Annotated in this window: 11 protein-coding genes; 7 read left to right on the forward strand and 4 right to left on the reverse strand. The window is 75.3% G+C overall.

Annotated elements, in window-relative coordinates; all coding sequences use genetic code 11:
* Positions 1–137 precede the first annotated feature (137 nt).
* The 6 genes from A6A08_RS15015 to A6A08_RS15040 are packed head-to-tail and all read left to right on the forward strand — an operon-like array spanning position 138 to position 9,638.
* Complete coding sequence (locus tag A6A08_RS15015) at positions 138–1,730, forward strand: pyridoxal-dependent decarboxylase (protein ID WP_083609128.1); 1,593 nt, start codon at positions 138–140, stop codon at positions 1,728–1,730.
* Positions 1,727–3,058 carry a lysine N(6)-hydroxylase/L-ornithine N(5)-oxygenase family protein gene (locus tag A6A08_RS15020; protein WP_073703217.1) on the forward strand — a complete coding sequence of 444 codons (1,332 nt, stop codon included), beginning with the start codon at positions 1,727–1,729 and terminating at the stop codon, positions 3,056–3,058. Before A6A08_RS15015 ends, A6A08_RS15020 begins: the two co-directional genes overlap by 4 nt.
* Positions 3,055–4,371, forward strand: coding sequence for a hypothetical protein (locus A6A08_RS28000; RefSeq protein WP_073703218.1), 1,317 nt, complete (start codon positions 3,055–3,057; stop codon positions 4,369–4,371). The genes A6A08_RS15020 and A6A08_RS28000 overlap by 4 nt, the downstream gene beginning before the upstream one ends.
* Positions 4,364–6,190: an IucA/IucC family siderophore biosynthesis protein gene (locus A6A08_RS15030; RefSeq protein WP_073703219.1), complete on the forward strand. Its 1,827-nt coding sequence runs from the start codon at positions 4,364–4,366 to the stop codon at positions 6,188–6,190. Before A6A08_RS28000 ends, A6A08_RS15030 begins: the two co-directional genes overlap by 8 nt.
* Positions 6,191–6,246: 56 nt before the next feature.
* Positions 6,247–8,214 (forward strand): IucA/IucC family siderophore biosynthesis protein, encoded by a 1,968-nt coding sequence (locus tag A6A08_RS15035; protein ID WP_083609129.1) that lies wholly within the window; start codon positions 6,247–6,249, stop codon positions 8,212–8,214.
* Positions 8,211–9,638: a glutamine synthetase family protein gene (locus A6A08_RS15040; protein ID WP_073703220.1), complete on the forward strand. Its 1,428-nt coding sequence runs from the start codon at positions 8,211–8,213 to the stop codon at positions 9,636–9,638. Before A6A08_RS15035 ends, A6A08_RS15040 begins: the two co-directional genes overlap by 4 nt.
* Positions 9,639–9,678: 40 nt before the next feature.
* On the opposite strand, the gene A6A08_RS15045 is transcribed toward A6A08_RS15040, so the two are convergent.
* The 4 genes from A6A08_RS15045 to menB form a co-directional block, all read right to left on the reverse strand.
* On the reverse strand, positions 9,679–10,512 hold the full coding sequence (locus tag A6A08_RS15045; protein WP_073703221.1) for a cupin domain-containing protein: 834 nt from the start codon (positions 10,510–10,512) through the stop codon (positions 9,679–9,681).
* Between the two features lie 152 nt (positions 10,513–10,664).
* Entirely contained in the window at positions 10,665–12,377 is a 1,713-nt protein-coding gene (gene menD, locus A6A08_RS15050) for a 2-succinyl-5-enolpyruvyl-6-hydroxy-3-cyclohexene-1-carboxylic-acid synthase (RefSeq protein ID WP_073703222.1), read from the reverse strand.
* Positions 12,378–12,566: 189 nt separating this feature from the next.
* Positions 12,567–13,547, reverse strand: a complete 981-nt coding sequence (locus tag A6A08_RS15055; RefSeq protein WP_073703223.1) for an o-succinylbenzoate synthase — start codon at positions 13,545–13,547, stop codon at positions 12,567–12,569.
* The gene (menB, locus tag A6A08_RS15060; RefSeq protein WP_073703224.1) at positions 13,544–14,383 is read right to left on the reverse strand and encodes a 1,4-dihydroxy-2-naphthoyl-CoA synthase; all 840 of its coding nucleotides are present in this window, start codon (positions 14,381–14,383) and stop codon (positions 13,544–13,546) included. The genes A6A08_RS15055 and menB overlap by 4 nt, the downstream gene beginning before the upstream one ends.
* 180 nt (positions 14,384–14,563) lie before the next feature.
* Between menB and A6A08_RS15065 the strand changes: the two genes are divergently transcribed.
* Entirely contained in the window at positions 14,564–15,820 is a 1,257-nt protein-coding gene (locus A6A08_RS15065; RefSeq protein ID WP_073703225.1) for an AMP-binding protein, read from the forward strand.
* The last annotated feature ends 141 nt before the right edge of the window (positions 15,821–15,961 follow it).

Consider the following 15,961-nt stretch of genomic DNA (forward strand, 5'->3'; position numbering starts at 1 on the left):
GACCGCCCGGCCCCGCCCGCGCCCTCCCCTCCCGCCACGGGTCCCCTCCCCCGCCGGGATCCCGCGCCCCGGACACGCCCCTCGCCCCACTCCGCGCGCGCCCACGATCAACCACGGAAAACTGGAGCCCGACGCCCATGCCCATCACTCCGAGTGTTGACTCAGTCGCCACCGGCACCGAGGCGCCCAGCACCCTGAGCTGTCCCGTGCCCACCAGCGCGGCGACGCTGCTGGCCGGCGGGCTCGCGGGAGCACCCGGCGGACCGGCCACGGTCTCGGCCCTGGTCGAGGCGGCCACCCGCGCCCTGGCCGAGGCCTGCGCCGAACGCGAGGGCCCCATCCCGGCCCGGACCCCCCGCCAGGTCGCCGACGCGGTCCGCGAGGCGCTCGGCCCCGCCGACGGCGCCGCCCACCCGGGCCCCGAGCACACCGTCGCCGCCGACGTCCTGACCCGGCTGACCCGGACACTCGCCGCCGGGGCCGCCGATCCCGCCCACCCCCGCTGCGCCGCCCACCTGCACTGCCCGCCGCTGGCGGTGGCGGTGGCCGCCGACACCGTCGCCGCCGTCCTCAACCAGTCCCTGGACTCCTGGGACCAGGCGCCCGCCGCCACCGCCATGGAGACCCAGGTCATCGCCGAACTCGGCGACCTCGTCGGCTACCAGGGCGAGCGGGCGGGCGGTGTGGTCACCTCCGGCGGCACCGAGTCCAACCTCACCGCCCTGCTCCTGGCCCGCGACCACGCGCTCACCGCCTCCCCCGACCGCGACGCCGGACGCCACGGCGTGGCCCTGGCCGCCGGCGGCGCACGCCCCCGCATCCTGTGCGGGGAGGTCGCGCACTTCTCCGTGCAGCGCTCGGCCGCCCTGCTGGGACTGGGCGAGGACGCCGTGGTCGCCGTCGACGTCGACTCCCAGCACCGGATGCGCCCCGCCTCCCTGCGCGAGGCCCTGCGGCGCCTGCGCGCCGACGGTGACGTCCCGGTCGCCGTCGTGGCCACCGCCGGGACCACCGACCTGGGCGGCATCGACCCGCTGGGCGCCATCGCCCGCATCGCCCGCGAGTTCGGCGTGTGGCTGCACGTGGACGCCGCCTACGGGGGCGGCCTGCTGTTCTCCCGGCGCCTGCGCGGGCTGCTCGCCGGGCTGGAACGGGCCGACTCGGTCAGCATGGACCTGCACAAGCTCGGCTGGCAGCCCGTGGCGGCCGGAATCCTGCTCACCCGCGAGCGCGCGCTGTTCGCCCCGCTCTCGCGCTCGGTGGACTACCTCAACCCCACCGACGACGAGGAGGCCGGATACCCCAGCCTGCTCGGCTACTCCCTGCGCACCACCCGCCGGGCCGACGTGTTCAAGATCGCCGTCACCCTGCGCGCCCTGGGCACGGACGGCCTGGGCCGCCTGGTGGACCTGTGCCGCGACCTGGCCCTGCGCACCGCCGCCCACGTGGTCGGCGAGCCCCGCCTGGTCCTGGCCGCCTCACCCTCCCTGACCACCGTCGTGTTCCGCTACGACGCCGGTGAGCACAGCGACACCGTCAACGCCCGGCTGCGCCGCCGCCTGCTGCGGGAGGGCCGGGCCGTGGTCGGACGCACCCGGTTCGAGGGCCGCGTGTGGCTCAAGCTCACCCTGCTCAACCCCGACACCACCCCGGACGACACCGCGTCCCTGCTCGCCGAGGTCGTCGCCGCGGGCGACGCCGAGGCCGCCGCCCTGAAGGAGTCCCGTTGACCGCCGCCCCGCTCCCCCGCCCCGACGACGACCGCGTGCACGACCTGGTGGGCGTGGGCCTGGGCCCGTTCAACCTGGCCCTGGCCGCGCTCGCCGACGCCGTCCCCGGCCTCAGCGCGCGCTTCCTCGAGGCGCGCCCCTCCTTCTCCTGGCACCCCGGCCTGCTGCTGGAGGGCGCCCGCCTGCAGGTACCCTTCCTCGCCGACCTGGTCAGCCTGGTGGACCCCACCAGCCGGTGGTCGTTCCTGTCCTACCTGCGCGAGCACGACCGGTTGTTCCCGTTCTACTTCTCCGAGCACTTCCACGTGCCCCGCCGCGAGTACGACGACTACTGCCGCTGGGTCGCCCACCAACTGCCCTCGTGCCGCTTCGACGCCCGCGCCACCGCCGTACACCACCACGAGGGCGTGTTCACCGTGGAGTACGCCGACGCCCGGGGCGCGCACTCCACCGTGCGCGCACGCGCCCTGGTGCTGGGCATCGGCACCGAGCCCGTGCTGCCCGAACCGCTGGCCGACCTGGTGGGCGAGCGGGTCTTCCACGCCGCCGAGTACCTGGACCGCGCCCCCGGTCTGGCCGGGCTGGGCGACGTGACCGTGCTGGGCTCGGGCCAGTCCGGCGCCGAGGTCTTCCTGGACCTGCTGCGCTCGCCCGGCAACCGCGACACGCAGGTGAACTGGCTGACCCGCTCCCCGGCGTTCGCGCCGATGGAGTACTCCAAGCTGGGGCTCGAACACTTCACCCCGGACTACACCCGCTACTTCCACGCCCTTCCCCAGCACGTGAAGGACCGGGTGGTGCCCGAGCAGTGGCAGCTGTACAAGGGCATCAGCGGCGACACCATCGCCGAGATCCACGACGTGCTCTACGAACGCGGGATCGCCGGGGCTCCGGTGGGCGCCTCCCTGCGGGCGCACTGCGAACTGGTGGAGGCGCGTACCGACGGCGACGGGTTCGCGCTGGACTTCCACCACCGCGAGCAGGACCGGGGCTTCACCGTGCGCACCGACGCGGTCATCGCCGCCTCCGGCTACGCCCAGCGCAGCCCGGACTTCCTGGCGCCTGTGGCCAAACTGCTGCGGGCCGACGCCCGGGGGCGGCCGGTGATCGGCCAGGACCTGCGCCTGGCCGCCGAGCCGGAGCTGACCGCGCCCATCCACGTGCAAAACGCCGAGTTGCACACGCACGGCGTCGGCGCCCCCGACCTGGGGCTGGGCGCCTGGCGGGCGGCCACCATCCTCAACAGCCTGACCGGGCGCACCGTCTACCGCCTGCCCGGGCGGACGGCGTTCACCTCCTTCGGGGCCCCGGCCGGGGAGGGGCGGTGACCGGTCCGGCCTTCCGGCGCCTGTACCTGCTCGTCATCCTGCTGCACCTGGTGGGGGACGTGGCGCTGAGCCCGTTCTACCCGCAGCTGTTCGAGCGGTTGTTCGGGGTCACCGGCACCGCCGCGACAGGAACCTTCATCTGGGTGTGCCGGGCCGCCGCCCTGGCCGCCATGCCCCTGTGGGGCCTGGCCGCCCGCCGCGCCCCCATGCGGACCCTGGTGGTGGGCGCGCTGGCGGTGGCGGCGGTACTGGAGCTGGTGCTGGCCGCCGCGCCCACGTACACGGCGTTCCTGGTGCTGTCGGCCGCGCAGGTGGTGGTCACCATGGCCTTCACCCTGGCCTATCCGGCGTTCGTGGGCACCGGCCGCGACCGGCTGCGCGACGTGACGCTGTTCGCCTACGTGGTCAACGGCGGTGTCGTGGTGGCCACCGTGCTGGGCGCCGCCGTCATGGCCCTGCCCAACCCGCGCTACGGGATCGCCGCGTGCGCGCTGCTGTACGTGGCCCTGGCGGTGCTGTGCCACCGCCACCTGCCCCGGACGGCCGACCGCACGGCGGTCGCCCCCGCCGCGGGCGAGGGGGCCGCCTCCGGCGGGGCCGGGCACGGCGGCGCACGCACGAGCGGACGCTTCGCCCACGGGGCGACCGGAGGCGGCGCTCCCGTGTACGGCGGGCCCGCACGCGCGGCCACGGCCGCCCTGGCGGCGGTGTGCGCGGCCGTGCTGGCCGCCGAGACCGCCCGCCTGGTGGTACGCCCCTTCTTCACCCTCTACGCGGAGGACGGCGGGACGGGCACCACGATGGCGGCCGTGCTGTTCCTGCTGCCCCAGGCCACGGTGCTCCTGGTCCTGCCGCTGGCGCGCCGGGCGCACGCCCTGCTGGGCCGGGCCCTGCTGCCGGTCGCCTGCCTGGTGGCCGCCCTGGGCCTGCTGGCGCAGTTCTCCACCCCCGACCCGCTCCTGCTCGCCCTGGGGCGCGTGGTGTTCGGAGCGGGACTGGGCCTGGGCCACGTCGCCCTGGACCTTCGGGTGTTCGAGGTCACCGGGGCACGCGGACCGGCCTTCTCGGCGGTGGCCACCGTGCGCGTGGGCGCGACCCTGGTCAGCCCCGTGCTGGCCAGCGCGCTGGCCGGGGCAGGCCTGGGCCTGCCCCTGGCGGCGGGGGCCGCCCTGTTCGGCGCGCTCGCCCTCACCCTGGCCCTGCTGCCCGCGCACCCGCCTCCCGGCACCACCGCTCCCGATCCCGCCCACACGCCCGAGCCCGCGCCCCAGACCACGACCGCGCACCGGACGGAAGACACACAGCATGCCTGAGACCGCACAGACCGCACACGCCTCCCACGACGACGCCTCCGCCGTGACCACCGACCCCGACACCTGGCGCCGCGCCGGCCGGCGCCTGCTCGCCCACATGATCGGCGAGATGGCCTACGAGGAGATGGTCATGCCCCGGCCCGAGCCCGGCGAGGACTCCTGGACCCTGGCCGTGGACGGCGGGGTGGCCTACGCCTTCACCGCCCGCAGGGGCGGGTTCGGCTCCTGGCACGTGGACCCCGCCTCCCTCACCCGCACCACCGACCGCGGCCGTGAGCCCGCATGGGACCCCACCCTGTTCGTCACCGACGCCCAGAAGACCGTGGGCCTGCCCGGCGACTCCCTGGCCGAGGTGGTGCGCGACCTGATGGCCACGCACGCCGCCGACGCCCGCCTGACGGCCGCCTCCCTGGACGCCGCCGACCTGGCCGACCTGCCCTACGAGGACCTGGAGGGATACCAGACCGGGCACCCCTGCATCTTCGTCAACAAGGGGCGCCTGGGCTTCTCCGCCGCCGACGCCGCCCGCTACACCCCCGAGGCGCGCGGCGCCTTCCGGCTGGTGTGGATCGCCGTCCACCCCGACCTGGGCCGCTTCCAGGCGATGGCCGGAACCGACCGCGCCGCCCTGCTGGACGGTGAGCTGGACGCCGACCAGCGCGACGCGTTCGCCGAGCGGATCCGCGAGCGGGGCGGCGACCCCGACGCCTACCTGTGGCTGCCGGTGCACCCCTTCCAGTGGGACGAGGTCATCGCCCCGCTGTTCGCCTCCGAGATCGCCCTGGGGCGCATGGTGCGCCTGGGGCACAGCCGCGACCGCTACCGGCCCTTCCAGTCCATCCGCACCCTGATGAACCTGGACCGGCCCGAGCGGCTCAACGTCAAGGTGCCCCTGATGATCCGCAACACCCTGGTGTGGCGCGGGCTGTCGGGCACCCAGACCGGGTGCGCCCCGCACACCAGCACCTGGCTGCGGGACCTGGCCGGGCGCGACGCGTTCTTCGCGGAGACGGGGGTGGCCATGCTCGCCGAGCGGGCCTCGGCCACCGTCCCCCACCCGGTGTTCGACCGGATGCCGCAGGCCCCCTACCGCTTCCACGAGCTGCTGGGCGCCATCTGGCGCGAGCCGGTCCACCACCACCTGGCCCCGGGCGAGCGCGCCCGCACCATGGCCTGCCTGCTGCTGGAGGGCGCCGACGGGCGCGCGCTGGTCACCGAGCTGGTGGAGCGCTCCGGGCTGGGCGCCGAGGAGTGGCTGCGCCGCTTCCTGGGCGCGCTGTTCCCGCCCGTGCTGCACTACCTGTACCGGTACGGGGCCTCCTTCACCCCGCACGGGGAGAACGTCGTGCTCGTCTTCGACGCCGACGAGGCGCCCGCGCGCATCGCGCTGAAGGACTTCGGCTCGGACGTGGAGCTGCTGCCCTTCGACCTGCCCGAGTACGCCGAGATCCCCGACCACGTACGCGCGGTGCTGCACCGGTGGAAGCCCGAGGAGCTGGCGCACTCGGTGCTCTCGGCGATCTGCGCCGGGCACCTGCGCTTCCTCGCCGACATCGTCCAGCGCCAGCTGGGCGTGCCCGACCGGCGGCTGTGGGAGCTGGCACGCGAACAGGTGCTGGCCTACCAGGAGCGCTTCCCCGAGCTGGCCGAGCGCTTCGCCTGGTTCGACCTGCTGGCCCCGAAGGTGGGCCGGGTCGCCCTGAACCGCGAGCAGCTCATGGGCGGCGGGTTCCACGAGCGGGCCGAACGCGACGCCGAGTTCGACGTCATGCACGGCCTGGTCGACAACCCGCTGGCCGTCCCGGAGGCCGGGCGTTGAGCCGCCCGGCGCCCGCCGAAGGCGCGTCCGCCACGCCCACGACCCCGGAGACACCGATGCACACCCACCCCGCCCCGGGCGACGCGCCGGCCACGGCCCCCGGCACCGCCGACGCACCGCCCTCCCCGGCACCCGCCGGGGAACCCGCTCCGGGTACCGGCGCCACCGTCCCGGCGGAGGGCGCGGCGCCGCCCCTGCCGGTGCCCTCGGAGCTGACCCGCGAGCGCTGGCGCCGGGCCGGCGACCACCTGGCGGCCAAGATGCTCGCCGAGCTGTGCTTCGAGTACGCGCTGCGCCCCGAGCCCGGGAAGGGCCCCTCCGACCCCGACGGCACCGGCCCCTGGCGCGCCCGCGTCCACCCCGGGGCCGCCTACCTGTTCCGCGGGCGGCGCACCACCATGGACGGCTGGCGGGTCGTGCCCGGCACCGCCCTGCGCGAGGACGCCGACGGCACCACCGCGCCCGCCTCGCCCTTCGCCCTGCTGCGCGACCTGGGCGCGGCCGGGATCGTGGACCCGGCCGTGGAGGCCTTCACCGTCGGGGAGCTGACCGCGACCCTGAGCTCCGACGCCCGCCTGGCCGAGTCCGCCGCCACCAGCGCCGACCTGGCCGACCTTCCCCATGCCTGGCTGGAGGGCCACCAGGGAGGCCACCCGTGGATCTTCGCCAACAAGGGCCGGGTGGGCTTTTCCGCCCGCGACCGGACCCAGTACCCGCCCGAGGCCCTGCGGTCCGTCCGCCTGCCGTGGATCGCCGTGCACCGCTCCCTGGCCGAGCACCACGGCGTGCCCGGCCTGGACCAGGAGGCGCTGCTCGCCGGTGAGCTGGGCCCGGACCTGACCGCGCTGTTCACCCGGCGGCTGGAGGAGGCCGCCCGGCGCACCGGGGCCGAGGCCGCCGAGTTCGTGTGGCTGCCGGTCCACCCCTGGCAGTGGGACGAGGTGGTGGTGCCCCTGTTCGCCGCCGAGCTCGCCGAGGGACTGATCGTGCCGCTGGGCGAGGCCGCCGACGACTACCTCCCCCAGCAGTCCATCCGCACCTTCACCAACCTCACCCGTCCCGACCGGCTCAACGTCAAGCTGTCCCTGGCCATCCTCAACACGATGGTCTACCGGGGCATCCCCACCGAGCTGTGCCGGGCGGCGCCCGCCAGCACCCGGTGGGTGCACGCCCTGTACGAGGGCGACGCCTTCCTGTCCCAAAGGTGCCGGGTGATCCTGCCCGGCGAGGTCGCCGCCGTGGCCGTGCGCCACCCGGTCCTGGAGGACATCCCCGACGCCCCCTACCGGCACCGGCAACTCCTCGGCGCCCTGTGGCGCGAACCGGTCACCCAGCGGCTGGACCCGGGCGAGCGCGCCCGCACCCTGGCCGCGCTGCTGCACGTGGACGGCGGGGGGCGGGCGTTCACCGCCGAACTGGTGGAGCGCTCCGGCCTGGACGCCGAGGAGTGGCTGCGCGCCCTGTTGCGCGCCGTCCTGCCGCCCGTCCTGCACCTGCTCTACCGGTACGGGCTGGCGTTCAACCCGCACGGAGAGAACGCCATCGTGGTCTACGACGACCGGGACCGCCCCGTACGGCTGGCCGTCAAGGACTTCGTGGACGACATGAAGCTGCTGGACACCGACCTGCCCGAGTACGCCGGCCTGCCCGCCGAGGCGCTGGGCGTCCTGATGCGCTTCGACGCCGCCGAGCTGACCTCCTCCATCGCCAAGTCCCTGTTCGTGGGACACTTCCGCTACCTGGCACCGCTGGCGCAGGAGCAGCTCGGGGTGGCCGAGGAGCGGTTCTGGGAGCTGGTGCGCGCCGAGATCGACCGCTACCAGGAGGAGTTCCCCGAACTCGCCGACCGGTTCGCCCTGTTCGACCTCTCGGCGCCCTCCTTCGAGCGCGTGTGCCTGAACCGGGAGCGGCTGCTGGGCGGCGGCTACCACGACCGGGCCGAGCGGGACGCCGAGTTCCACATGGACGCCCCGCCCGTCCCCAACCCGCTGCACACCGCCGCCCGGAGCGGAGGGCGCGCGTGAGCCCGCTGATCGGCGACGGACTGCCGCCCCTGCGCGAGACCCTGCCCCCGGTCCCGCCACCGCCGCCCTTCCCGGTCCCGCTGGAGAGGCTGCGCGAGGACGCGGCCTCGGGTGCGGTCACCGACGTGATCGTGGCCCTGCCCGACCTGCAGGGAAGGGTGCAGGGCAGCCGTGTCAACCCGCACGACTTCACCGACCGGGTGCTCGCGCGGGGCTTCGACGCCTGCCTGTACCTGCTGGCCACCGACGTGGAGATGGAGTCGCGGCCCGGGTACGCCACCGACCCCTGGGGCGGCGGGCTGGGCGACTTCGCGATCGTGCCCGACCCCGGCACGCTGCGCTACCTGCCCTGGGACCCCGGCACCGCCCTGGTCCTGGGCGACGCCCGCGACGCCGGGGGCCGCCCGGTGCCGGTGGCGCCGCGCCAGGTGCTGCGGGCCCAGCTGGACCGGCTGGCCGAACGCGGCTGGCACGCCCTGGCCGGGACCGAACTGGAGTTCCTGGTCTTTCGCGACTCCTACCAGGAGGCCTTCGAGGCCGACTACCGGAACCTGACCACCGCCACCCGGTTCAACTCCGACTACGCGCTGCCGGAGGTGACCGAGATCGACCCGCTCATGCGCCGCATCCGCACCGCGATGGAGCGCACCGGCATGACGGTGGAGTCCGCGCGCGGGGAGTGCCACCCGGGCCAGTACGAGATCGTGTTCCGCTACGGCGACGCCCTGCGCGCCTGCGACAACCACGTGGTGTACAAGGCGGGCGCCCGCGCGCTGGCCGCCCAGGCCGGGGTGGCGCTGACCTTCATGGCCAAGTTCGACGGGGGCGAGGGCAACTCCTGCCACGTGCACCTGTCGCTGCGCGACGGGACCGGCTCCCCGGTCTTCGCCGACGACGGCTCGGGCCGCCACGGCATGTCCAAGCACATGGAGCACTTCGTGGCCGGTCAGCTGGCGTGCATGCGCGACTTCGCGCTGCTGTCCGCGCCCAACGTCAACTCCTTCAAGCGCCTCTCACCGCAGGGGTACGCGCCCAACACGGTCTCGTGGGGGCTGGACAACCGCACGTGCCCGGTGCGGGTGGTGGGCTCGGGCGAGTCGGCGCGCATCGAGTTCCGGGTGCCCGGCGGGGACGCCAACCCCTACCTGGCGGTGGCGGGGATCGTCGCGGCGGGGCTGTACGGCATCGACCACGCGCTGCCGCTGCCCGAACCGACACACGGCGACGCCTCGGCCGCGGACCTGCCCCGCCTGCCCGCGTCCCTGGAGGAGGCGGTGCTGGCCTGGGAGTCCAGCGGCATCGCCCGGACCTGCTTCGGCCCGGACGTGGTGCGCCACTACGCGGCCGCGGGCCGCGCGGAGCTGGCGGCGTTCTCGGCCTCGGTCACCGACTTCGAGCTCCGCCGCCACTTCGAACGCGGGTGAGGCCCGCCGCTCCCCGCCGAACCGCCCCGGCGGGGAGCGGTCACAGCGTCCGGGGGAAGCGCAGGCTGCCTCCCGGGTCGGCGATCTCCAGGTCCTCGAACTCGAAGGCGGGCGAGGCGACGCAGGTGGCCAGGGTCTCCTGGGTGGCGAACGGGCGGGCCCTCTGCCAGGTCCCCGGCGGAACCACCACCTGGAGCTCCTGCCCCGCCTCGACGTGCGGTCCCAGGATGTGCCGCTCCTCCTCGGCCGGGGAGGGCCCGGAGCCGCCGAGCCCGACGATGGCCGGGCCTCCGCGGTCGAAGGACCACAGCTGCGCCGAGCGCAGCCGGTGCCACCGGCACCGCTCCCCCGGCCCGAGCATGAACTGGATGGCCGAGGCCGTCTCCCGGTCGCCGTCGAAGCCCTCCGGGCGCGTCCACATCCCGCTGCGCCACAGGCCGCGGAACCAGCCGCCCTCCGGGTGCGGGAACAGGTCCAGCACCTCGGCCGTCTGGCTGCGCTGCTCCACCGCGGTGAACACGCCGGGCGGCTCGCGGCGCAGGTAGCGCACCCCCACCACGGCCTCGCGCGGGATGGGCCCGTAGATGCGCGGGAGGAGCGCCGACTCCTCCACCGCGACGCCGCCGCCCCGGCCCGCCGACGGCTTCGTGGAGAGGGGCTCCCACTCCACCTCGCACGCCAGGCGCGCGGTGTCCACCACCAGGACGCAGTAGGGCTCCGTGGCCGGGCCGTAGAGGCTGTTGGCGACCGTCAGGACGGCCTGCTCGTCGGGGCAGGCGTGCACGAACCCGTCGGTGTGCAGGCTCTCCGCTTCCAGGTCGCCGGTGCCGGACCGCCATCGGGCCAGCTCCGTCATGTGCAGCACATAGTGCATTGCCTCCACCCCGCCACACACGAATCACTGGTACCAGGGACCAGAGCCGCCCCTTGCACAGCTCCTTCCCCACACGACACGCCCGCAATCCACCGTTCCTCCCCCCCTGTCGGGGAGACGGGATCGGGCACGCGTGCCCGAGGGGGCGAGACCTACAGCACGTCGTCCACGGCGGCGTCCACCGCGGACTGCAGCCTGCGGCGCAGCGCGGCGCTGCCTGCGCGGCGCGTGCACACCTCGATCACCCGCAGTCCCTCGCCCAGCAGGGCCTTGGGCAGGTCGGTGGCCCACTCCAGGCGGGTGTAGGGCAGGTCGGCCACGGCCGCCACCCGCTCCATGGACACCCCGTGCGGGGTGCCGAACACCCTCTCGAAGTCGGGGTGCCCGGCCTGCTCCAGGCCGGAGAAGATCCCTCCACCGTCGTTGTTGACCACCACGACCGCCAGGTCCGGGCGCGCCTCCCCGGGGCCGATGATCAGCCCGTTCTGGTCGTGCAGCACCGCGAGGTCGCCCAGCAGCGCGTAGGCCTGCCCCCCGCCGTCGGCCTGGTGGGCCAGCGCGGCGCCGACCGCGGTGGAGACCGTCCCGTCGATGCCGCTCACTCCCCGGTTGCCGACCAGCCGCACCCCGCAGCGGGCGCGCATGGTCGCGTCCAGGTCGCGGATGGGCATGCTGGACCCGGCGAAGAGCAGCGAACCGGCGGACAGGTGCGCGACCAGGTCACGGGCCAGGCGGGGCTCGCTGAGCGTCTCCTCGGCGTCCAGCACCGCGTCCAGCGCCGTCCGCGCCGCCGACTCGGCCCGTTCCCAGGTCCGCGACCAGTCGGTGTGCCGGGGCGAGTCGAGGTCCAGCCCCGCCGGGGGCGCGACGGCGGCCACCACGTCGGTGGCGGTGCGCGCCGGGTCGGAGAAGGAGTTGGGCAGGCTCGCGGCCGGGTCGCCCACCGTCCTCGAACTGACCACCACGTGCCGTTCGGCACGGCGCAGGAACGCCAGCGTCTGCCGGGACAGGTTGGGCCGCCCCACGCTCACCACCAGCTCCGGCGGCGGCCCCGAGGCCAGGCTCGGCGAGGCCAGCAGCTGCCGGTAGGTGGACACCGCGCCCACCCGGCGGGCGTTGGAGGTGGGCTCGGCCAGCAGCGGCCACCCGGTCAGCTCGGCCAGCGCCAGGAACGGCACCGGGTCGTAGTCGCCGTCACCGCACACGATCACGCCCCGCTCCACGTCGGGCAGTGTGAACGGGGCGGGTTCGGCCGCCGGCCCCGGACGGGCGATCCACGGTCTCGCGCCCTCGCGCCCCTCCAGCGGTTCGGGCCAGGGCCGCGCCCCGTCGTCGGGGGTCAGCGGGTCGCGGAAGGCCACGTTGAGGTGGACCGGGCCCGGGCGCCCGCCCACCGCCGAACCCCACGCACGGCAGACCAGCGACCGCCAGTAGGCGACCATGCCGGGAACCGGGTCGGGGGTGCCCACCTCGGCGAACATGCGCACCGCGCCGCCGTACAGGCCGATCTGGTCCACCGTCTGGTTGGCGCCGGTACCGCGCAGCTCCGGGGGCCGGTCCGCGGTCAGCACCAGCAGCGGCACCCCGCTCTCGTCGGCCTCCATCACCGCCGGATGGAAGTTGGCGGCCGCCGTACCGGAGGTGCACACCACCGCGACCGGGCGCCGGGAGACCCGCGCCAGGCCCAGGGCGAGGAAGGACGCCGAGCGCTCGTCGATGCGCACGTGCACCCTGACGTCGGGGTGGGCGACCAGGGCCAGGGCCAGCGGCGTCGAACGCGACCCCGGCGCGACGACGGCCTCGGTCAGGCCGCAGCGGGTCAGTTCGTCGACCAGGACCCGCGCCAGGGCGGTGGACGGATTCATCAACACTCTCGATCGTCTCAATGTGTACCAAGTATCACCATGTGGACCCGCTCCCTACAGTCAACCCCCACCCGGGGCCCGGGATGGACGAACACGACTGTTGCCCGCCACACACACGCACCACACCCCTGCCCCTACCCGAACGCGCCGCGGCGCACCTCGGCGCGCTCCGCGGGGGCGGCGCGGAGGCTATCCGGAGCCGGCGTCCCCGCCTGCGGAACGGGCCGCCTCGGCGCGTGCCCGCCACGCGGCGGGGTCGACCTCCACCGCGCGCAGGCTCTCCTCGTCCACCTCCACCGGCCGCACGGGCAAAAAGCCGTCCGAGGGCAGCAGCGGGTCGGTGGTGACATCGGCGGTCAGCATCTGCATGGTGGCCAGGCCGCAGGCGTGGGGCAGCTCCGGCAGTGCGGCGGCCAGGGCCACCCCCGCGGCCAGGCCCACCGAGGTCTCCACGGCGCTGGAGACCACCACCGGCAGGCCGCACGCCTCGGCCACGCGCAGCGCGGCGAGCACACCGCCCAGCGGCTGGACCTTGAGGACCACGATGTCGGCGGCGTCGGCGGCGCGCACCCGCAGCGGGTCCTCGGCCCTGCGGATCGACTCGTCGGCGGCCACCGGCACCGACACCCGCCGGCGCACCGCGGCGAGCTCGTCCAGAGTGGCGCAGGGCTGCTCGACGTACTCCAGGCCGAACCGGTCCAGCGCCCGCACCATCCGCACGGCGGTGTCGGGGTCCCAGGCGCCGTTGGCGTCCACCCGCACCCTGCCCGAGGGGCCCAGGGCGTCGCGGACCGCCTCGACGCGGGCCAGGTCCTCGGCCTCCTCCTGCCCGCGCTCGGCCACCTTGACCTTGGCGGTGGCGCAGCCGCCCGCGGCGGCGATCGCGTGGGCGCGCTCGGGGTCCACCGCGGGCACGGTCACGTTGACCGGCACCCGGTCGCGGACCGGGGCGGGCCAGCCGTGCCGGGCGGCCTCCTGGCAGGCCGCCCACCAGCGGGCGCACTCGCGCGGCCCGTACTCGGCGAAGGGCGAGAACTCCCCCCATCCGGCGGGCCCGCGCACGAGCATGCCCTCGCGGACGGTGATGCCGCGGAAGCGGTTGCGCAGGCCGATGGCGAAGGCACGCCCCCCGGCGGGCGTGCCCGCCGGGTCGGGCTCCACACGTGTCACGGGCGGCGCGGGAACTTGTCGAACTCCGGGCGGCGCTTCTCCTTGAAGGCGTCGCGGCCCTCCTGGGCCTCCTCGCTCATGTAGTAGAGCATCGTGGCGTCACCGGCGAACTGCTGCATCCCTGCGGCGCCGTCGCTGACGGCGTTGATGGCGCCCTTGACCATGCGCAGCGCCAGCGGCGACTTCTCCAGCATCTCGCGGGCCCAGGACACGGTCTCCTTCTCCAGGTCCGCCAGCGGCACGACGGTGTTGACCAGTCCCATGTCCAGCGCCTCCTGGGCGCTGTACTGGCGGCACAGGTACCAGATCTCGCGGGCCTTCTTCAGGCCCACCGTCTGGGCGAGCAGCCAGGAGCCGTAGCCGCCGTCGAAGGAGCCGACCTTGGGGCCGGTCTGGCCGAACTTGGCGTTGTCGGCGGCGATGGTCAGGTCGCAGCAGACGTGGAGCACGTGGCCGCCGCCGACGCACCAGCCCGCGACCATGGCGATGACGGGCTTGGGCGTGCGGCGGATCTGCACCTGCAGGTCGAGCACGTTGAGGCGGCCGATGCCCTGGCGGGCCACGGCGTCGTCGCCCATGTAGCCGTCCTCGCCGCGGATCTTCTGGTCGCCGCCGGAGCAGAACGCCTGGTCGCCCGCACCGGTGAGGACGATCACGCCGACCTCGGAGTCGTCACGGGCGAGGTTGAAGGCCTCCTGGAGCTCGAACAGCGTCTGGGGCCGGAACGCGTTGTGCCGCTCGGGGCGGTTGATCGTGATCTTGGCGATACCCTCCGCGGTCTCGTAGATGATGTCGGAGTACTCGCCCGACCGCTGCCACTCGATCACGCTGTTCACGGCTACTGCTTCTCCTCACGGGGACACTGGGGACGACGCGGACGCGCCCGGGGTACGGCCGCGTCCAAGCGCCAACCCTACGCATTGTGCCAGGCGAGCCGCCACGCGCGATCGCACCCCCGGGTCGGCCGTGCCCGCGGGGGGGGCGCGACCGCTCCCCGCGGGCGTACCCTGTCGGTCGTGGCACGCGAGAAACAGGCCGGCGCTCCGGCGACACACGCCCCGTCCCGCGGGGGTCGCCCCCTCCACGCGGTGCGCGGGCTGGCCCCCGAGGACCTGGGCGACCTGCTGGCCCGCACCCTGGAGGGGCGGGGGCCCGCCCTGCTGCCGATCCCCGACGGGACCCCCGACGCACGCGTGCGCGAACTGCTCACCGCGATGCGCCCGGCCTGTCTGCGCACCCCCGACGGGGTCACCGAACTCGACGGATCCGCGCCCGCGGGCGCGGACACCGCCCTGGTCGTCACCACCTCCGGCTCCACCGGCGCCCCCAAGGGCGTGGAGCTGTCCTCGGCCGCCCTGCGCTCGGCCGCCCGGGCGTCGGTGGCGCGCATCGGCGCCGCCCCCGGCGACGCGTGGCTGTGCGTCCTGCCCGCCGGGCACGTCTCCGGTATCCAGGTGATGACGCGCGCCCTGGCCATGGGCACCAGGGCTGTGCACGCGCCCTTCTCCGTGGAGGGGGTGGCGGAGCTGGCCCGTGAGCTGCGCCCGCACGTGTCCCTGGTGCCCACCCAGCTGCGGCGGCTGCTGGAGGCCGGAGTGGACCTGTCGGCGTTCGGCACCATCCTGCTCGGCGGCGCCGCGGCCGAACCCGCCCTGCTGGAGGCCGCCCGCGCGGCCGGAGGGCGGGTGCTGACCACCTACGGCATGAGCGAGACCTGCGGGGGCTGCGTCTACGACGGCGTCCCGCTGCAGGGCGTACGGGTACGGGTGGACTCCGAGGCCCCCGGCGAGCCCGGGCGGATCCTGCTGTCGGGGCCGATGCTGCTGAGCGGCTACCGGATCGCCCCCGGCGCCCAGGGCGACCCGGAGGCGCTGGCCGCCGACGGCGAGGGAAGCCGGTGGCTGCGCACCAACGACCTGGGGCGCCTGGACGGGGACGGGCGCCTGCACGTGCTCGGCCGTGTGGACGAGGTGGTCAACACCGGCGGCCACAAAGTGGTGCCCGGCCAGGTCAACGCCCTTCTGATGGAGCACCCCGCGGTGGCCGAGTCGGTGGTGGTGGGCCGCCCCGACCCCGAGTGGGGCGAGAGGGTCAGCGCGGTCGTGGTGCCCGCCGACCCGGACGCGCCGCCGTCCCTGGAACAGCTGCGCTCGTGGGTGCGCGAGCGGCTGCCCTCCTACGCCGCCCCGCGCGAGCTGGAGGTGCGCGGGGCCCTGCCGATGCTGGCCTCGGGCAAGCCCGACCTGGTGACGCTGCGCGGCCCCCGGGCCTGAGCCCGCGGCGGGTCCCGCCGCCCTCTCCGGCACCCCCACCAGCGCCCTTCGGCCACGGTGCGTGTACCGGTGCACTCCGAACACATGGGACCCTGGGGCGCGTCGGGTGCCGCGCCCACCCCCGCGGCGCCCGCGGACCAC

This window comes from Nocardiopsis sp. TSRI0078, from assembly GCF_001905145.1.
Lineage (GTDB): Bacteria > Actinomycetota > Actinomycetes > Streptosporangiales > Streptosporangiaceae > Nocardiopsis.